Below are 18,068 nucleotides of genomic sequence, written 5' to 3' on the forward strand. Positions count from 1 at the left end.
TCGCCGGACGGCGGGTGGCTACGATCGCCGGCGTGTACAAGGCGGTGCTGCTCGATGTGTACGGCACGCTCGTGCACGACGACGCGTCCTGGGAGCTGTCGGCGGCCGCGCTCGTCGCCTCCCGGGCGGGTGTGTCAGCGGACGTCGTGGCGCGCGAGTGGTCCGCGCGGGTCTGGGAGCTGGCCTCCTGCGCGTACGGTGCCGCCTTCCGGCGGTTGGCGGACCTGAACCTGGCCGGGCTCACCGCGACGGCAGAGCATTTCGGGGTGCGCGTGGACGACCCCGCGCTGGTGCGCCGCGGCGAGGACCGGCCGTGGTTGTTCGCTGACAGCGTGCCGTTCCTGGCCGGCGTCGGCGTGCCGGTCTGCCTGGTCTCCGACGCCGACCGGGATCCGTTGATGGCGGTGCTCGACCACCACGGCATCAGCGTGGCCGCGGTGGTGACCAGTGAGGACGCTCGTGCGTACAAGCCGCGTCCTGAGCCCTTCGAACTGGCGCTGCGGCGGCTGGGCCTGTCGCCGGCCGACGTCATCCACGTCGGCGACTCCCCGGCGTCGGACATCGCCGGAGCCGGTGCGCTGGGCATCGACACGGCGTGGGTCAACCGCCACGGCGGGCGGCTGCCGGGGCGGCTGACCCCGACCTACACAGTGTCGACGCTGACGGCGTTGCTTCCGGCGCTGCGCTGAGGGCGCACGGTCGCGAAGAACTCCTTGACGTCTGCGGCGAGCAGGTCCGGGACCTCCATCGCGGCGAAGTGGCCGCCGCGGTCGAACTCCGACCAGTGCCGGATGTCGTAGATCCGCTCGGCCAGCGGTCGCACGGACTGGGTGATGTCGTGGGCGAAGACGGCGACGCCGAGCGGCACGGGGCAGGGTTGGGTCGCGCGCGGGGTCTCGCGGGACAGCCGTGCCGAGGAGGCTCCGGTGGCGGTGAGCCAGTAGAGCGAGATGTTGGTGAGCATCCGGTCGTCGCTGACGGGCTGGTCGGTCCAGTGCGCGAACCGCTCGGCGATCCAGGCCAGTTGGGCGACGGGCGAGTCGGTGAGGGCGTAGCCGATGGTCTGCGGGGTGAGGGCCTGCAGCGCCTGGTACGGAGGGCGGTTCGCCATCAGGTGCCGGATCGTGTCGAGGCGTTCCTCGTCCGACTTTGACACGTCCACGCCCGGGACCGGTCGGGTCGGCAGGTAGTTGACGTGCACGCCGACGACGCGTTCGGGTTCCACCGCTCCCAGCGCCGTCGAGATGCCGGAGCCGAAGTCGCCGCCCTGTGCGCCGAACCGTTCGTAGCCAAGCCGGCGCATCAGCTCGGCCCAGGCCCGCGCCACGCGGACGATGTCCCAGCCGCGCTCGTGGGTCGGCCCGGAGAAGCCGAACCCCGGGATCGACGGAATCACCAGGTGGAAGTCGCGGGACAGCGGCTCGATGACGTCGAGGAACTCCAGGAACGAGCCGGGCCAGCCGTGGGTGAGAACGAGCGCGAGCGCGTCGGGGTTCGACGACCGCACGTGGACGAAGTGGATGTTCTGGCCGTCGATCTCGGTGGTGAAGTGCGGAAGCTCGTTCAGCTCGGCCTCGTGGGCACGCCAGTCGTAGCCGGTGCGCCAGTAGTCGGCGAGCTCCTTGAGCCGGGCGAGCGGAAACCCGTAGTCCCACCCGGCGTCGGCGACCTCGTTGGGCCAGCGGGTGCGCGCGAGCCGGTCCTTGAGGTCGTCGAGGTCGGCCTGCGGAACGTCGATGCGGAAGGGCTTGATCATGGTAGGACTCCGAAATCGTTGGTCGACTAAACGTTTGTGCTCCGAACGGTAGCACGATCGTTGGTGGTGCCAACGATTCGATACGCTGGTCACATGGAGAACCCGTCCGCCACGTGGGAGGGCCTGCCCAGCTGGCTGCTCACCCAGACCGCCGGCCACGCGCACCGGTTGGTGTCCGAAGGGTTCGCGGCCGTCGGTGCCCGCGGCTACCACTACCGGCTGCTGGCGACGCTGGCCGAGCTCGGGCCGGCCAGCCAGGCCACGCTGGGGCGCCGCAGCGGCATCCACGTCAGCGACATGGTCGCGACCGTCAACGAGCTCGCCGACGACGGCCTGGTCGAACGCGCCCCGGACCCGTCAGACCGGCGCCGCAACGTCATCTCCATGACGACGGCGGGCAGGCGCCAACTGCGGCGGCTCGAGAAACGGCTGGCCGAAACCCAGGAAACGCTGCTGGAGCCCCTGTCCCCGGAGGAACGCACGCGGTTGACCCATTTGTTGTCGACGCTGCTCGACCACCACAACCGCCGAACCGGCACCCCTGCGGAGCCATGGCGCTGACATCCGGACCCGTCTCCGCAGGGTGGCATCGGCCACTAGATCCTGAACCGGGCCCTCTCGACCCCGGACCACGTGGCCGCGACGACCGCGACGGCGGCGGCAACCACCAGGGTGAGGGTCCAGCGGTCGTGGGCGGCGGCCCAGACGGAGTCGTCGAGGGGCACCAGCAACGCCACCCGGTCCGGCAGCAACGCCACCAGGAAGACCACGGTCAGGAACGCCGGGGCGGCGGTCAGACCGACCCCGCCACGGGCGGATCGCCGCCAGATGAGGGCGGCGACGGCGAGGACGACCATGACCCCGGTGACCGCCTCCAGCGTCAGGTCGCCTCGGGGTAGCAGTCCGGCCGCGGCCTCACCCGCGGTGACGAGGGTGCCCCACCACCACCCGGCGAGCAGGATGCCTCCACCGGCGACCCGCAGGGCCAAGGGGAGCCACGCCGGCGTGGGCGAGGTTTCGGTCGTGGGCCGTCCCGCGTCGTCGAAGAGAAAGCCGACCCCGAGGCCCGCGCACAGCACGGCCAGCCGCAGCAGGAGGACCACCATCGCCGGATCCGACGGGCCGGACACCACGGCCGGGACACCCACCATGGCGTAGCCGACCAGCAGCGCGGCCAGGACCGGCGTCCAGCGTGCCGCCCGCACCACCGGCACCGCGACCGCGCCGGCGACCGCGACGGTCGCGGACCAACGCCGCGGAGGTGGCGACTGGCCGCGCACCGACCCGGCGTGCGCGGTCATCGCACGCATCCGACGTTGACGAACGCCGGGTCGGGTGCCGGGCCGACCGGGACCCCGAACAGCGAGGCCACCTGTTCGATGGACGTCTGCGGTGAGGTCAGCTCGGACCAGTGCGCCGTCACGAGCGGAGCGATCTCCGCGGCCGGGCGGTCGAGCATGGCCAGACCCACGGCGGCGTCGCGGTCATCGACGTACAGGCCGTTGTCGATCGTGAAGTCCATGAGGGCCAGCGAACCGCTGCTCTGGCTGTCGAGCTGGCGCAGGCCCGCGGCGGTGCGGGAGTTGGCCTGGCCGGCCAGCCAGACGAGCAGCGCGCCGCGGGCGCCGCACAGGGTGGTGTCACCGGCCACGGCTCGACCCATGACGAGCCGGAAGGCGACGCCGCTCGCGAAGGCCGCGGCCGTGGCGTCGTCGCCCCACATCGTCCCCACCGGGATGGCCTCCGGTGTCCCCGCTGCCTTGTCGGTGGCGCGCTGGGCCTGAGCTCGGGCAGCCGTCTCCTCGGGGCCGAAGGTGCCGCCGAAGACCGGGAAGCCGTCGGACCAGACCCACTGGCGCACCGCCAGGGGTGGCGAGCCGGCCGCGCCGGGCGGAGCCAACCGGACCACGTCGCGCAGCACGCCCTCCCACGCGGGGATCCACGCCGTGAAGTCGTCGAACGCGCAGTAGGTGACGCCGTCGCGCACCTCGCAGGTCTGCACCGGTGCCGGGTTGTCGTTCGTGGTGACGCGGGCGGCCAGGACCGCGTCGTCGCGGACCAGCTGGGCTGCCCCGCCCGCCACGGCGACTGCGAGCGCCGCCGCCAACGCCGGCAGGGCGACCCGGGCACGGGTGCCGGAGCGGAACAGGCCCAGCACCACGAGGACCGCCGCCACCCCGGCCAGGTAGACCAGGTGCCGTCCGGAAGGGCGGTCGAGCAGCACGGACGGGAGCGGGATCGGCAGGTCGTCGGGCAGCACCGGGAGCAGCCGCCCCCAGGTGGTGCCGGTGGCCACCGAGGCGATGGCGACGAAGCCGGCCGCGGCGAAGAGCACCGCCGTCAGGGGCGCGACGATCGGCGAGCGGACGAGCTGGCCCAACAGGGCACCGGCCGCGCCGAGGACGGCGACGATGGCCGCCGGGATCGCCACGTCGAACACGTCGACCTGGCCGGCCCGGCCGGGTAGCACGGCCAGGATCACCACCTGGGCACAGACCACCAGCAGCGTCAGGGCGGCCGGCGCGAGGATCGCGAGCAGGAACGCGCCTGTGCGCCAGTGGGGCGGCAGGACCAGCAGGTCGGAGACCGCGTCGGTGCGATGCCGGCGCTCGCGGAGCACCGCCAGGTTGACCACCACCAGCGTGGCTCCCCCGAGCAGCAGCATCGCCCCCATCTGCAGCGACACCACGACCGAGGGCAGGACCGGGTAGCGGTCGGCGCCCGGGCCGGTCAGCGACCACACCCAGGGGCCGAGGTAGAGCAGAAACGCGGCCACCGTGATCGGGTGGCGCAGCATCCGGACCGCTTCGAACCGTGTCAGGGCCAGCATCGCCTGTCGACGCGTGGCGGTGGACGCGGCCGCGACCGTCACCGGAGCCTCCATGACGGCGGTCATCGCTGCGCCTCCGTCGCGCGGAGGTCGACCAGTGTCAGGTAGCCGTCTTCGATCGTGGGATCGAGCAGCGGCGCGCTGGGTGGCGGGTCGCCCACGTGTCGATAGGCGCCGCTGCCGGTGCGCCAGGACGCGAGCGCGCCGGGGACGCGGGAGTCGCTCGTCCAGACGCGGCCGGCGGCCAGGCCCGCGAGGTCGGTGGGTGTGCCGGTGAACCGGACGCGTCCCTGGTCGAGCACCACGACCGTGCGGCACAGGGACATGACGTCTTCGGTCTGGTGGGTGGACAGCAGGACGGCCCGGTCCTCGGCCAGGTCGGCGAAGAGCTCACGAAAGCGCATCCGCTGCTCGGGGTCGAGGCCGACGGTGGGCTCGTCGAGGATCAGCAGGGCGGGGTCGCCGACCAGGGCGGCGGCCAGGGCGACGCGCTGGCGCATGCCGCCGGACAGGGCGCGGATCCGCTTGGTCCGCACGGCGTCCAGGCCGACCAGGGCCAGCACGCGACGCACCTCGGCGTGCCGGGCCGAGCGGTTCGTCAGCTCTTTGAGGATCGCCACGTAGTCGACGAACTCGAACGCCGTGAACGACCGGTGGAAGCCCGGATCCTGCGGAAGGTAGCCGAGCCGGCGCCTGACCTCGAGCCGGCCCGGGCCGCGCAGCGCGTCGTGGCCGAAGGCCGAGACATCACCCGCGTCGGGGCGCACAGCGGTCGCGATGACCCGCAGCAGCGTCGTCTTGCCTGCGCCGTTGGGGCCGAGCAGGCCCGTCACGCCCGCGCCGAGCGACAGGGAGACCCCGTCGAGCGCGGTGGTGTGCCCGTAGCGCAGCACCACGCCGTCGGCGCGGACCGCGACGTCGGTCGCGGATGTCAGGGTCATCGGAGCCTCCGGTCTGAGAGAACGTCGAACAGGGCGGCACGGCGGGCCAGCAGCACGGACAGCACCGCCGCCGCGGCGAGCAGGGTCAGTTGGCCGGCGGTCGTGAACGGGACCATGCCGGCCCAGGTGATCGTCGTGACCCACGCCGAGCCGACCAGGATCGCCGCCCAGACGGGGCCGAGCCGGGGTGAGAGCAGCAGCGTGGTCACGGTCAGCGCCAACGACGGCAGGAACCAGCCGGCGATCGCCAGGCCGTAGCCCGGGACGAACACGGTCGCGGCCGCGCACAGCAGCGTGTTGACCGACAGCACCGCGACGCAGCGCAGCAGGAGGAGCCGGAACGCGTGGACGGGCGACGTCACCGTGAGCTCGTAGGTCGGGTCGACCCCGGGGCCGAACGAGACCGCGACACCGACGAGGGTCAGCAGCGGTGCCGCCCCGAGGAACACGACCGGGGTGAACGCCTTGGCGAGCAGCGCCGTGAGCGCCAGGGTGACCGCCACGGCGATCAACCAGGACAGCCGCAGCGCCGGGGTCGCCGTCAGCAGCCGAGCCGTGTGGTCGGGCACCCCCACCCCGATGAGTAGCCGTTCCACCGGCCCGGGACGCGGCGCGTCGAGGGCGGCGTCGAGCCGCGCCCAGCCGTCGTCGACCGCGACCAGAGAGGTGAGCCGTGAACGGCACCGCGAGCACGACAGGACGTGGGTCTCCGTCGACCAGAGCAGCGGCGGGCCGAGCCCCCGGCCGGCGTAGGCGCGTAGGTCGTCGTCTGGAACATGCCACATGGTCATGTCAGCTCCGCACGCAGCTGTTGGCGGGCGCGCATCGCCCGGGACTTGACGGTGCCGGCCGGGATGCCGAGCAGAACGGCGGCTTCGGCGGTCGACAGGCCGTCGATCACCGTCGCCTGGACGACCGCGCGGAGCTCAGGAGCCAGGCGCGACAAAGCGCCCGACAGATCTCCGTGCTCCACGCCGAGCAGCACCTGCTCCTCGGCGGAGGGCTCGTCGCGGCGCCGGAACCGCGACAGCAGCCGACCCAACCGGTCACGGGAATGGCGTTTGCGCAGCGCATCGACCAACCGCCGCGACCCGACCCGCCACAGCCAGCCGGCGACATCGGAAGAAGAAGACGCGTGGAACCGGGCCGCCCCGCGCCACACGTCGAGGAACGTCTCCTGCACCACCTCGTCGACCAGCCCGTCGTCGGGGCAGCGGTGTCGCAGGCGCAGCACCAGCCAGGCCGCGTGCCGGCGATAGAACGCCTCGAAGGCGGCCCGGTCGCCGGCGGCGACGCGGGCCAACAGGTCGGCGTCGGTCGGTGGTCTCACACCCTCTTCATCGGAACGAGGGGGCGATTTGGTTCGCGTACCGCCGAAGAATTTCTCACATGCCTGGCAGCGCGGGTTGCGGCAACGCGGCGCCCAGGTCACCGGCCATGAAGTGCCGCCGGCACAACACCTGATAACGGACATCGGCGTCGGACGCCGTGTCCCCGATCACCACCTGCTCACCCGAGCGAGCCACGACGCCGTTCACGATCCGCGCGTTGAGCGCACCAGCCCGCCCGCACCAGCACAGCACCTCGACCTGGATCCGCTCGACCGAGTCGGCCAGCTCGAACAGCCGCCGGGCCGCCGGGAACAGCACCGAGCGGAAGTCGCTGGCCAGCCCGAACGCGAACACGTCCACGTCGTAGCAGTCGACGAGCTCGACCAGCTGCTCGATGTGCTGCTCGCCGTAGAAGCACGCCTCGTCGCAGATCAGATAGTCGACACCGATGCCGTCGGCCCACTTGGAGCGCACCAGGGCGACAAGATCGAGGTCGTCGGTCACCTCGATCGCGTCGTGGGCCAACCCGATCCGCGTGGTCACCTGCGGGCCGAGCGACCGGTCGATGCGGGTCAGCACCAGGCCACGGCGCCCCTGACGGGCGTGGTTGTAGTTCATCTGGAGCGCCATCGTCGACTTGCCGCAGTCCATCGGCCCCCAGAAGAACTTGAGGGCCGCGCCGTGGCGCAGACGCCCGTCGCCGGCGGCGTGGCAGGTGCTGGCCAGTGCGGAGTCGTCGGTCACGATCCGGCAGCCTAACCGCCAGGTACGCGAACTCCGCTCACAGTACGCGCGGCGGCGTGTTCCCCGCTGCCACGATCGCGCGCCGGACAGGCACCGCTAGCAGCAGGAAGAAGCCCACGACGAAGAAGAAGACCAACGACACGATGCCGACGCGGTACGAGTTGGTGAGCTGGAACACCAAACCGAAGGCCAGCGGGCCGAGCCAACTCGTACCCTTGTCGCTGATTTCGTAGAAGCCGTAGTATTCGCCCTCTTTGCCCTCCGGAATCATCTGGCTGAACAGCGACCGGCTCAGCGCCTGGCTGCCGCCGAGCACGATGCCGATGCAGGCGCCGAGGATCATGAACGGCACCGGCTCCCGCGCCGGCAGCCAGAACGCGGCGACGATCACGCCGGTCCACAGCACCAGGCTGAGCAGCACCGTCTTCCACGCGCCGATCCGCCCCGCCAGCCGCCCGAGACCCAGCGCGCCGCCGAACGCGAGGAACTGCACGATCAGGATCGTGATGATCAACGTGTCCTGTTCGAGCTTGAGCTCCTCGGTGCCGTACTGGCTGGCCAGCGTGATCACCGTCTGGATGCCGTCGTTGAACACCAGGAAGGCGAGCAGGAAGAACAGCGTCAACGGGTACGCCTTCAGGTGCCGGATCGTGCCGCCGAGCTGCCGGAAGCCGTCGGTGAGCACGTTGCCGCGGGTCGTCGGACTGTCGGCGGTGACGACGACGGGCCGGTCGCGGAGCCAGAGCAGCGGGAGCACCGTGAACAGCGCCCACCACACGCCCGCCGACACGATCGACCAGCGGGCCAGGTCGAGCGTGCGCTGGTCGTTGCCGTCCTGGCTGAGCAGCGTCACCGCGACCAGGTTGAGCAGGAGCAGCAGGCCGCCGCCGAGGTAGCCGAGCGCCCAGCCCCGGCTGGAGACCTTGTCACGGTCGTCGGGGTGCGCCAGTTGCGGCAGGAACGAGTTGCTGACGACGAACGCCGCGCCGAACGAGATGTTGGCCACGAGGAACAGCACGCCGCCGAGCAGGTAACGCTCGCCGGTGACGAACGCGAACAGGATCGTGGCGAACGCGCCCAGGAAGGCGAAGCCGGCCAGCAGCCACTTCTTGCGCGGTGTGCGGTCGGCGATCGCGCCGACGACCGGCAGCACGAAGACCTGGAGCAGGACCGACAGCGAGATGAGGTACGGGTAGAACGAGCCGGCCGCGATGCCGATCCCCAGTGGACTGACCCGGCCGTCGCACTCGTCGGCGCCGAGCGCGCAGCCGGCCGCGAGCTCTGTGACCGTCGTCAGGAACGGGCCGAGGAAGACCGTGATGACCGTGGTCTGGAAGGCCGAGTTGGCCCAGTCGTACATGTACCAGCCGGTGCGCTCCCGCTTGGTGCTCGGTGGCGGCGCGGCGTCGACTGGTGTGGCGGCGGTGACCTCGGCCATCGGATGATCCTCGGGGGTGGTGGTCAGGCTGGCCAGAGGCCACGGGCGATGTAGACGTCACGCAACACGTCGACGCGATCGGTCATGATGCCATCCACGCCGAGATCAAGTAAGTGGTGCATCGGCTCGGGATCGTCGATCGTCCAGACATGGACCTGCAGGCCGAGCCGGTGGGCGTACGCGACGAATCGCGGATCGACGACGGTCAGCCGCCCGTAGCGGGGCGGCACCTGGGCGGCGACGACCGAGGGATGCATTCTCGCTTCTCTGTTGCGCCGGGAGGCCAGCCACAGTCTCGTCACGCCGCGCATGCCGAGCGAGGTCGCGATCTCAGGGCCGGCGAGCTTGCGGATGCGGGCCAGGCGGCTGTCGCTGAAGCTCGCGAGCAGGACGCGATCCTGTGCTTTCCCGTCCTTGACGGTCTGGACGGTGGGTTCGATGCCCGGCGATGCCTTGACGTCGATGTTGAACCGTATTTGCGGCCATGCCGCGAGGACGTCGTCCAGCCGGGGTACGGCGGCCGACCCCGCGACGCGTACCGTCTCGAGGTCCTTGATCGTGAGGTTGCGGATCTGGCCTGGTTGGCCGGTGAGTCTGCGCAGGTCGGCGTCGTGGAAGACGACCGCGACGCCGTCGCGGGTGCCGTGCACGTCGGTCTCGACGTAGCGGTAGCCGAGCGCCACAGCACGGGCGAACGCCTCGGTGGTGTTCTCGTCACCGTCGGCGGCGCCGCCCCGGTGGGCGAAGGCGATCGGCGTGGGCGCGTCAAGGTACGGGTGCACGCGACGGAGTATGCCGGGCCGAACCGACGATAGGGTGTCGGCCATGCGGGCGGTGGGCATCGATTTCGGCACGTCGCACACGGTGGCGGTGGTCGCCGTCGACGACATGCCGCCGCGTCCGCTGCTGTTCGACGGGTCGCCGCTGCTGCCGTCCGCGGTTTTCCTTTCGGAGTCGGGCCGGCTGGTGGCTGGCTCCGACGCGGTGCGGGCGGCGCGGCTGGACCCGGCCCGCTTCGAGCCGAACCCGAAACGGCGCGTCGACGAGGGCTCGGTGCTGCTGGGCTCGCGGTCGGTCCCGGTGTCGTCACTGGTCGGTGCGGTGCTGACCCGCGTGGCCGAGGAGGCCCGGCGGTGGGCGGGTGAGGCGTACTCGGTGGTGCTGACCCATCCGGCCGGCTGGTCGTCGCTGCGCCGCGAGGTCTTGGTGTCGGCGGCGTCGTTGGCCGGGTTGCCCGGCACGCCGACGTTGCTGCCGGAGCCGGTGGCGGCGGCGCGGTACTTCACGGCGGTGCTGCGGGCGTCGGTGCCGCCCGGTTCGGCCCTCGCGGTGTACGACCTGGGCGCGGGCACCTTCGACGCCGCGGTGGTGCGGCGCTCCCCCGCGGGTTTCGAGGTGCTCTCGGCGCACGGGCTGCCGGACGTCGGCGGTCTTGACCTGGACCAAGCATTGGTGGAGCACCTGGGCGAGGGCTACTCGCCGTCACGAACGGCGTTGTGGAACGGCTTGCTGACGCCGACGGACACAGCGGCGCGACGGCAGCGGGCACTGCTGTACGACGACGTGCGCGGCATGAAGGAGGCACTGTCCCGCACGTCGTCGGCGGACGTCCATCTGCCGGCACTGGACGTAGCGGCCCACGTGACCCGCGACGAGCTGGAGCGGCTGTCCCGGCCGATGCTGGCGCGGACCGTCGACTGCCTGGCGCGAACGATCGCCGACGCCCGGTTGGCCGAGGACGACCTGGTCGGAATCTTCCTGGTGGGCGGCTCGAGCCGGATGCCGTTGGTGGCCCGGTTGATCCATCAGGAGTTGGGCATCGCCCCGACGGCCCTGGAGCAGCCGGAGACGGTGGTGGCTCAGGGGGCGGTCTGCGCGGACGCGCCGCCCCGGGTGCCGGCGCAGCGCGGGCCGGGCGGGGCTGGACCCGCGCCCGCGGCCGACTGGCCGGTGTCGCCGTCGGCGGGGCCGACCGCACCTGGCTACCCGGTGGCGGGGCGGCCCGCGCCTGGCTACCAGGTCCCCGGGCAGCGCGGGCCAGGCGGGGATGGACCGGCGCCCGCCGACTGGCCCCTGTCGCCGTCAGCGGGGCCGACCGCGCCTGGCCACCCAGCGTCCCGGCAGCCCGCGACGGGTGAGTCGTTGCCGACCCCACCCGGTTACGGGGTGCCAGGGCAGCGCTCCTCGGGCGAGGGAGCACCAGGCGACGCCGCCCGTGATCTGACGGCGGCCGGCGGGTTGGCGCCAGGGCAACGCGGACCGGGCGAGTCCGTTGGGTATCCGGCTCCGGCTAGTCCGGCAACCGGCTACGGCGGGCATGGCGCTGGCCCGGCCGACTCGCCCGGCGCGTCGGGACCAGCGACGGGCCGCGCTGGGCTCGCCTGGGTCGTGATCCTGAGCGTGCTCGTCGCGATCGCCGCGACTGTGCTGGTCGTGCTGCTCACCAACGGCTGACCTAGCCCTGCGGACCGTCGCCGAGCATGGCGCCAGCGGCGCTGTCGGACGGGTCGCCGCCGCCGGGCCGCCAGCCCGCGACGGGCCAACCGCGACCCACGGAGGTCCGTCGGGCCGGCCGGACGTGGGGTTAGCCGACCGGTGTCGGTGTGGCTGAGCGCATCAGTGCGACATAGCCCTCCTCGAGCGACGGTGTGACCGCGACCGCGTCGGACGCGGGCCGTTGGGGGCTGACGACGCGGTAGTGGGTGCCGTCGGCGCGGGAGATTGCCGAGACCACGACGCCGTCGGTGGGTGGTGGGCCTGGGGTGACTACTTCCCAGGTGACGCCCTCGGCGCGGGCCGTGAGGTCCGTGACCGCGCCCGTGAACAGGACGCGGCCGCTGGCTAGGACCGCGGTTTGGCGGCATGTTTGGGCCACGTCTTCGACGATGTGCGTGCTGAGCAGGACCGTGCGGGCGGTGGCCAGGCTGGATAGCAGGGTGCGGAAGCGGATCCGCTCTTCCGGGTCCAGGCCGACGGTTGGCTCGTCGACGATCAGCAGGGCCGGGTCGCCGAGCAGCGCCTGGGCGATGCCGACCCGGCGACGCATGCCGCCGGAGAAGCCCTTGAGTTTGCGGCCCGCTACGTCGGACAGACCGACGAGGTCGAGCAGCTCGCCGGCCTGGCGACGCCGGGCCGTGCGGTCGTCGAGGCCCTTGAGGAGCCCCACGTAGTCGAGGAACTCGGTCGGCGTCAGGTCCGGATAGAGGCCCAGGTCCTGCGGCAGGTAGCCGAGGCGGCGTTGGACCGCGACCCGGCCGGCGCGGGTCGACAGGTCGTGGCCGCCGGCCATGACCCGGCCCGAGCTGGCCGGCAGCACGCCCGCCAGGATCCGCATCAGCGTGGTCTTGCCCGCGCCGTTGGTGCCGAGCAGGCCGAACATCCCGCCGGTCACCGTCAGGTCGACACCGTCGAGGGCGGTCACCCGGCCGAACCGGCGCCGCAGGTCAGCGATTTCGATGTGCACGATGGGTCCTCTCAGGCCTTCGCCGGCCAGGTCTGGCGGGTGTTGCGATGCGCGACCACGGCCGCGATGGCGAGCGGGATCAACCCGCACAGGACGACGACGGCGGCGCTGAGGGCGGCGGTCGCCGCGGACGGGTCCGGGCGTAGGAACGACAGGAAGCCCGGGGTGCCGGCGAACAGCGCGATGTGACCGTTGGCAAGCAGCCACGTCGCCCCATAGTCGCCGATCGGGGTGAGCAGCGTGCCGGTCAGCGAGGGTAGGAAGTCCGGGGCGAGCATGTTGCCCCAGAACCAGTAGCCGACGAACAGCACACGGAACAGCGGCACCGAGACGACGACCGGGCACACGAGGGCGAAGCCCGCCACCATCGCGATCCCGGGGAGGGTGACCACGAGGAACGCGACCAGCGCCCAGCCGATCAGGGCCGGGTCGTGTCGCTTGGGTAGCTCGGTCAGTGCCGCCAGCAGCAGCGCGGCCAGACCCGGTAGGGCGCAGGCGGCGATGCCACCGAGGTATTTGCCCGCCAGCCGGGTCGCCGGCGTGTGCGGCAGGCTCTCCAGCAGCGGCTCGACGCGTAGCTTGCGGTCGCGGACCAGCCGGTCGGCGAGCAGCATGCCGTAGGCGAGCGGCATCAGGATCGAGAACAGCAGCGCCCAGGTGGCCATCACCTCGCGCGCCGGCGTGCCTACCGGAAGGCTGCGGGGGCCGCGGTCACCCTGGAGCACGATCAGCGCTCCACCGAGCAGCGTCGCCGCGATCCACAGTGAGCGTTTGCGGGCCTGCATGCGGAACTCGTAGCGGGCCACCGCCAGCAGCGCGATCACGCGTCCTCCTCGGAGAGCAGTCGTTCGGGCTTGCTCAGCACGGCCGCTGTGACCGCCAGGAGCACCAGGCCACCGGCGAGCAGCCCGACCCGGTTGGCGGCCCAGCCCGCACCGTCGCCGACCCGGCTGGTGAAGAACAGGAACAGGGGGCGCAGCAGGGGGCTGCCGACGAACGCCGACGCCCAGACCTGCTCGCCGATCCAGACGAGAGCGACGGCGCTGCTGGCCAGGACCGGGCTGCGGGTCAGCACCGCGATCAGGGCGGCGAGCCCGGCGAGCCAGAGGGTCGGTGCGGCCCACACCAGCACGCTCGCCACTCCGCCGGGGCCGGTGCGGTAGCCGGCCAGCGCGACCGCGAAGGCGTAGCCGAGGCAGAGCACCGCCGTGACCGCGCCGAGCACGCCGAGCCGGCGGCCGAGGGTGACCAGGTGCGGGGTCGGCAGGGACAGGTGCAGCTCGCGGCAGCTCTCACGGGTGACGATGGTCAGGGCGACCATCGCGACCGCGAGCGGCGTGATCGCCTCGAGGCCGGCCAGCAGGAGCGTCTGGGCCTGGTCGCGGCCGCCGTCGGAGGCTCGGACGAACACGGCGATGGCGGCCGCCGACAGCAGCGCGGCCGGTGGAGCGAGTAACGCCGCCGGGCCTGCCCGACGCGCCTCGTGAAGCCAGATGGTCAGTGTCACGGTGATGGGTACCGGCTCGTGGGCGGAAGGTTCATGAGAGGACGGCGGGAATTTTGTGGTGGCGGCCGGCGAGCGGCGCGAAGGCGACGGCCGCGAGCGCGACCGCGACCGCGCCGAGCAGCAGTGGCAGGCTCGGCCGCCACAGCGCGTCGAGGATCGGCGCGACGCCGTGGTCGAGGATCGAGGTCGGTGCCAGCAGCCGCAGCACCCAGCACGCCATCACCACCGTGATGCCGGCCTCGTAGCGCCAGAGCACGGCCAGGGCGAAGCTCATCGCGGACAACGGCACCAGCGGCCCGAACCAGTTCAGGAAAAGCTCGGTGAGCACCAGGTCGCCACGCGGCAGGGCGATGCCTATCGAGGCGGCCGTGCCGATGCCGACGGTCACCGCGAGAACGAGGGTGAGGCGAGCCAGCACGAGTACGCGCGTCGACGTGGGCGTGGCCCGGACGAGCTCCGCAGCCTCGCCGTCGGCGCTGCACGCGGCGGCTACCGAGACCGCTGCCACCAAGGGTACGACCAGCGCGAGCAGATCACCGGCCCGGCCGGGCGGGGCCGAGGCGGCGTAACCGGCCGCGGCCGCGATCACCACCAGCGCGATCGCCCACACCCGCCACCCGATCAGCCGAACCTGCCGCGCCAGCAACCCCCACGCGATCCGCACCGACGCCACCGACCGGCCCGCCCGCGCGGCCGCCGGAACGCAGCGCGGCACAGCCCCGGCGCTGGCGCCCGACCACCTCGACGCCGACACCTCCAGCACCGACTCGGCCGCCTCGGACGGTGACGTGACCGACGACAGCCTCGCGCTGACCGCCGCGAACGGGGGTGGGTCCTGCGGGGTTGCGGTGAGGGTCGCCGTGCGTACCCCCGTTGCCAACCTGGACCACGACGTCGCGTCGGTGCGGCAGGAAGGGCAACCACGTAGGTGGTCGGCGATCTCCGCCGCCTGTGGCGGCGGGAGGGTGCCGGCCGCGTACGCCGGTAGCTGGTCGACGGGATGGTTCATCGGCCGGCCTCCTTCGCGATGAGCTGGTCGACGGGTAAGGCCCTGGCCAGGGCGGCGCGGGCGTGGAACAGGCGGCTCTTGACCGTGCCGAGCGGGATGTCGAGCAGCGTGGCGATCTCGGCCATCGGCAGTTCGGCGACGAACGTCAGGTGGAGCACCTCGCGATGACCCAGCGGCAACCGGGCCAGTGCCCCGCCGACCGCGGCGACGTCGGCTCTGGCCAGGGCTGTCTCGTCGGGTGTGGGCAGGGCACTCGCCACCGACGCGGCCGCCTCCAACGGCAGGGACGGTGGTGGCAGGGAACGGGTGCGTTTGCCGGCCTGGCGGCGGCAGATGCCGAACAGCCACGTGCGCACGGTCGACCCGCCCGCGAACCGGGCCGCCGCGCCCTGCCACACGCCGACGAATGTGTCCTGTAGCGCCTCCTCCGCCTGCCCCCGGTCGGCCGTCAGCTGGACCGCGTAGCGCAGCAGCACCGCCGCGTGGCGGGCGTAGAGCAGCTCCAAAGCCTGCTCGTCACCGCCCGCCACTCGGCGCACCAACGCCTCGTCGGACCCGTCCATCGTTTGTGGGTACCACCGGGCCGCAAGAAGGTTCACCGCCTGTGGCGGCGATTACAGATCCTTGACGAACACGATGCCGTCGATCGCGGCCAGCTGGGCCGGATCCAGGGCCGCGTAGCCGAACCAGGGCGACACCCGCGGCGCGAGACCGCCGGGCAGCGACCGAGGGGACACGAGGCTGACGGAGTCCGGACCCGCGTACATCTGGCCCTCGATCGTGTCCGAGGGTGGCACCTCCACACCGCGCCGCCGGATCGTGCCAACCGCGGTGGCCACGAAGGCGTAGTCGGCGCCCAGCCGGGCGCTCACGATCGCCCCCGCGCTCCACCACCGCACGAGCTGGCCACCCATCCGCATGGAGCTCTGGTCGCGCTGGAGGTGGCTGTTGTGGGCGTGGACGAAAACGGGTCCACGCTCCGCGACGGCGAACAGGTTCGCGGCCATCATCGCGTCCCGCACGGCGGTGAGCCGCGCCAGCCGGCCAGGGGACGAATCGGCCATCCAGGAGTGGTAACGGAGCAATCCCACGGCGGTACGGCCGTAGAGGCGAGCCAGATCCGACATCACCGGCGTCTGCTCGTCCAGCAGCGTCACCAGGTCGTCGGCCAGCAACCGCAGCTGGACAGCGGCGTCCGTGCGCCCCACCGACGCGGCCGGGTCCATCATCGCCGCGGGGTTCGTCCACTGCTCGTCGGCGCCGAGGAGCCGGTCCAGCGTCTCCGCGGTGCAGGGCAGGAGGTCCGCGTCCACGGAGGTCGCGAGGTGCGCGTGAACGGCGGTGAGTGCCTGCCGCGGGCTCGCGGCACTGGGGATCTCCAGGGGTCCGTCGAAGCCGGCGAAGCGCACCTGGTCGGCGGCGGGACGGCCCTCGTTGTAGGCGCGCATCCAGCGCACGAGCTCGCGGTTGCCGGCGGCCGCACCCCAACCATGGCTGAACCCGTGCTCCATGACGTGGTCGAGGGAACCCCGCCCGCCGGTCACGTAGTCGTCCACGACCAGCCCCATCAGGCAGTCGCTCTCGATCGCGATCGTCAGATATCCGTCGTCGACGAGCGATCGGAAGATCTCGTTGCGTACGTCGAGCAGGGCGTCCTCGCCGTGGGTCGGCTCGCCGAGACCCAGCACGCGCGGCCGGGTAGGAAGCAGGATGCGGAGAGCGGTCATGCCTCTCAACAGTATCGTTGAAGCGTCGATTGAGACTTTCTCCGCCATGGCCAGGTGTACGGTGCCGCAAAAGCTTAAAGAGCGTCTGAGGCCGGTCGACCTCGCGCGCGAGCACGGGCTCTCCACGCAGGCGATCCGCAACTACGAGGCCGCCGGCATCCTTCCGTCCGCGGTGCGCACCCCGCACGGCTACCGCACCTACACGGCGGCGCACGCGAAGGCCCTGGCCGCGTTCGTCGCGCTCGTGCCGGGACACGGCCACCAGCGGGCCACGTCGATCATGCGAGCGGTCAACGGGTACGAGACGGAGGACGCGCTCGCGCTCGTCGACCAGAGCCACGCCGAGCTGCTCGACGACCGCCGCACCCTGCGGGCGGTCGAATACGCGCTGGGCGACCTCGCGCCGCTGCCGCCCGAGCGCGGCAGCACCTTCGTCGGTCCGTTGGCGCGGCGGCTCGGCATCCGCCCGGCGACCCTGCGCACCTGGGAACGGGCCGGCGTGGTCCGGCCGCGCCGGGACCAGCGGACGGGCTACCGGGTCTACGCGGCGGCGGACGTACGCGACGCGCTGCTGGCCCATCAGCTCCGCCGAGGCGGCTACCCCCTGGAACAGATCGCGCCGCTGATCGACCAGGTCCGTGCGGCCGGCGGGGTCGCACCGCTCGAGTCGATGCTGCGGGACTGGCGCGGCCGCCTGGATGCCAGGGCCCGGGCCATGCTCACCGGCGCCGCCGCGCTGGATCGTTACCTTGCCGGTAGGGGTTGAAATCTACGGCGTCGGGTATAGAATTTACGCGTCGCCAGGGACATGTTCTCTGGCCTGAGCAACCCATACTCCACCTGGGAGGTGTGCTGATCATGATGCGTTTCGACCCGTTCCGTGACTTCGACCGGCTCGCCAGCGAGGTGCTGGGCGCGGCGCGGACCCCGTCGCTGATGCCGATGGACTGCCTGCGCACCGGTGACAGCTTCGTCGTCCGCTTCGACATGCCGGGCATCGACGCCGAGTCGCTCGACGTCTCCGCCGAGAACAACACGCTGACCGTGCAGGCCGAACGCCGCCGCCACGACCCGGAAGACGCGACCTACCTGGTCTCGGAACGGCAGTCCGGCAGCTACCGGCGCCAGCTCGTGCTGGGTGAGGGTCTCGATGTCGACGCCATCCGGGCCGACTACAGCGACGGTGTGCTGACCCTGACCATCCCGGTCGCCGAACGGGCCAAGCCGCGCCGCATCGAGGTGACCCGCGCCGGCGCCGACCACAAGGTCATCGAGGGCGCCCACGCCTGAGATCCGCCACGACGGACGGACCCGCCGGCGCT

The 18,068-nt window shown here is 72.1% G+C and carries 20 protein-coding genes; 5 read left to right on the forward strand and 15 right to left on the reverse strand.

The window, feature by feature from the left end:
• The first annotated feature begins 32 nt into the window (after positions 1-32).
• Positions 33-689, forward strand: coding sequence for an HAD family hydrolase (locus tag AB0J88_RS10325; protein WP_364346340.1), 657 nt, complete (start codon positions 33-35; stop codon positions 687-689).
• Here AB0J88_RS10325 and AB0J88_RS10330 read toward each other — a convergent pair.
• Positions 644-1,756: an epoxide hydrolase family protein gene (locus AB0J88_RS10330; protein WP_364346338.1), complete on the reverse strand. Its 1,113-nt coding sequence runs from the start codon at positions 1,754-1,756 to the stop codon at positions 644-646. The two genes, AB0J88_RS10325 and AB0J88_RS10330, sit on opposite strands and share 46 nt — an antisense overlap.
• A 93-nt stretch (positions 1,757-1,849) precedes the next feature.
• Here AB0J88_RS10330 and AB0J88_RS10335 point away from each other — a divergent pair, with 93 nt between their 5' ends.
• The gene (locus tag AB0J88_RS10335) at positions 1,850-2,317 is read left to right on the forward strand and encodes a MarR family transcriptional regulator (protein WP_364346336.1); all 468 of its coding nucleotides are present in this window, start codon (positions 1,850-1,852) and stop codon (positions 2,315-2,317) included.
• A gap of 35 nt (positions 2,318-2,352) precedes the next feature.
• Here the strand turns inward: AB0J88_RS10335 and AB0J88_RS10340 are convergent, their stop codons facing one another.
• The 8 genes from AB0J88_RS10340 to AB0J88_RS10375 are packed head-to-tail and all read right to left on the reverse strand — an operon-like array spanning position 2,353 to position 9,867.
• Positions 2,353-3,057 carry a hypothetical protein gene (locus AB0J88_RS10340; protein WP_364346334.1) on the reverse strand — a complete coding sequence of 235 codons (705 nt, stop codon included), beginning with the start codon at positions 3,055-3,057 and terminating at the stop codon, positions 2,353-2,355.
• Positions 3,054-4,652 carry a hypothetical protein gene (locus tag AB0J88_RS10345; RefSeq protein ID WP_364346332.1) on the reverse strand — a complete coding sequence of 533 codons (1,599 nt, stop codon included), beginning with the start codon at positions 4,650-4,652 and terminating at the stop codon, positions 3,054-3,056. Before AB0J88_RS10345 ends, AB0J88_RS10340 begins: the two co-directional genes overlap by 4 nt.
• Positions 4,649-5,527, reverse strand: coding sequence for an ABC transporter ATP-binding protein (locus tag AB0J88_RS10350; RefSeq protein ID WP_364346330.1), 879 nt, complete (start codon positions 5,525-5,527; stop codon positions 4,649-4,651). Before AB0J88_RS10350 ends, AB0J88_RS10345 begins: the two co-directional genes overlap by 4 nt.
• Positions 5,524-6,318: a hypothetical protein gene (locus AB0J88_RS10355; RefSeq protein ID WP_364346328.1), complete on the reverse strand. Its 795-nt coding sequence runs from the start codon at positions 6,316-6,318 to the stop codon at positions 5,524-5,526. Before AB0J88_RS10355 ends, AB0J88_RS10350 begins: the two co-directional genes overlap by 4 nt.
• On the reverse strand, positions 6,315-6,857 hold the full coding sequence (locus AB0J88_RS10360; RefSeq protein ID WP_364346326.1) for a sigma-70 family RNA polymerase sigma factor: 543 nt from the start codon (positions 6,855-6,857) through the stop codon (positions 6,315-6,317). The genes AB0J88_RS10355 and AB0J88_RS10360 overlap by 4 nt, the downstream gene beginning before the upstream one ends.
• A 55-nt stretch (positions 6,858-6,912) precedes the next feature.
• Positions 6,913-7,584, reverse strand: coding sequence for a thymidine kinase (locus tag AB0J88_RS10365; protein ID WP_364347518.1), 672 nt, complete (start codon positions 7,582-7,584; stop codon positions 6,913-6,915).
• A 55-nt stretch (positions 7,585-7,639) separates the two neighbouring features.
• Entirely contained in the window at positions 7,640-9,040 is a 1,401-nt protein-coding gene (locus tag AB0J88_RS10370) for an MFS transporter (RefSeq protein ID WP_364346324.1), read from the reverse strand.
• A 23-nt stretch (positions 9,041-9,063) separates the two neighbouring features.
• Positions 9,064-9,867: a glycerophosphodiester phosphodiesterase gene (locus tag AB0J88_RS10375; RefSeq protein WP_364346322.1), complete on the reverse strand. Its 804-nt coding sequence runs from the start codon at positions 9,865-9,867 to the stop codon at positions 9,064-9,066.
• Here AB0J88_RS10375 and AB0J88_RS10380 point away from each other — a divergent pair.
• Positions 9,866-11,494, forward strand: coding sequence for an Hsp70 family protein (locus tag AB0J88_RS10380; RefSeq protein WP_364346320.1), 1,629 nt, complete (start codon positions 9,866-9,868; stop codon positions 11,492-11,494). The genes AB0J88_RS10375 and AB0J88_RS10380 overlap by 2 nt on opposite strands.
• A gap of 130 nt (positions 11,495-11,624) precedes the next feature.
• Here AB0J88_RS10380 and AB0J88_RS10385 read toward each other — a convergent pair whose 3' ends face one another.
• From AB0J88_RS10385 to AB0J88_RS10410, 6 genes are read right to left on the reverse strand one after another with little or no spacing between them, the layout of a single operon-like run.
• Complete coding sequence (locus AB0J88_RS10385) at positions 11,625-12,503, reverse strand: ABC transporter ATP-binding protein (RefSeq protein WP_364346318.1); 879 nt, start codon at positions 12,501-12,503, stop codon at positions 11,625-11,627.
• Positions 12,504-12,514: 11 nt separating this feature from the next.
• Entirely contained in the window at positions 12,515-13,327 is an 813-nt protein-coding gene (locus tag AB0J88_RS10390; RefSeq protein WP_364346316.1) for a hypothetical protein, read from the reverse strand.
• The gene (locus AB0J88_RS10395) at positions 13,324-14,010 is read right to left on the reverse strand and encodes a hypothetical protein (RefSeq protein ID WP_364346314.1); all 687 of its coding nucleotides are present in this window, start codon (positions 14,008-14,010) and stop codon (positions 13,324-13,326) included. Before AB0J88_RS10395 ends, AB0J88_RS10390 begins: the two co-directional genes overlap by 4 nt.
• Before the next feature lie 31 nt (positions 14,011-14,041).
• Complete coding sequence (locus AB0J88_RS10400) at positions 14,042-15,019, reverse strand: zf-HC2 domain-containing protein (RefSeq protein ID WP_364346312.1); 978 nt, start codon at positions 15,017-15,019, stop codon at positions 14,042-14,044.
• Positions 15,016-15,582, reverse strand: a complete 567-nt coding sequence (locus AB0J88_RS10405) for a sigma-70 family RNA polymerase sigma factor (protein WP_364346310.1) — start codon at positions 15,580-15,582, stop codon at positions 15,016-15,018. The genes AB0J88_RS10400 and AB0J88_RS10405 overlap by 4 nt, the downstream gene beginning before the upstream one ends.
• Positions 15,583-15,633: 51 nt before the next feature.
• Positions 15,634-16,746, reverse strand: a complete 1,113-nt coding sequence (locus tag AB0J88_RS10410) for an erythromycin esterase family protein (RefSeq protein ID WP_364346308.1) — start codon at positions 16,744-16,746, stop codon at positions 15,634-15,636.
• Between the two features lie 61 nt (positions 16,747-16,807).
• Between AB0J88_RS10410 and AB0J88_RS10415 the strand changes: the two genes are divergently transcribed.
• Positions 16,808-17,512: a TioE family transcriptional regulator gene (locus tag AB0J88_RS10415; protein ID WP_364346306.1), complete on the forward strand. Its 705-nt coding sequence runs from the start codon at positions 16,808-16,810 to the stop codon at positions 17,510-17,512.
• 92 nt (positions 17,513-17,604) lie between these two features.
• Positions 17,605-18,036 carry an HSP20 family small heat-shock protein gene (locus AB0J88_RS10420; RefSeq protein ID WP_364346304.1) on the forward strand — a complete coding sequence of 144 codons (432 nt, stop codon included), beginning with the start codon at positions 17,605-17,607 and terminating at the stop codon, positions 18,034-18,036.
• The last annotated feature ends 32 nt before the right edge of the window (positions 18,037-18,068 follow it).

The sequence above is a fragment of the Asanoa sp. NPDC049475 genome, assembly GCF_040676915.1.
GTDB lineage: Bacteria > Actinomycetota > Actinomycetes > Mycobacteriales > Micromonosporaceae > Asanoa.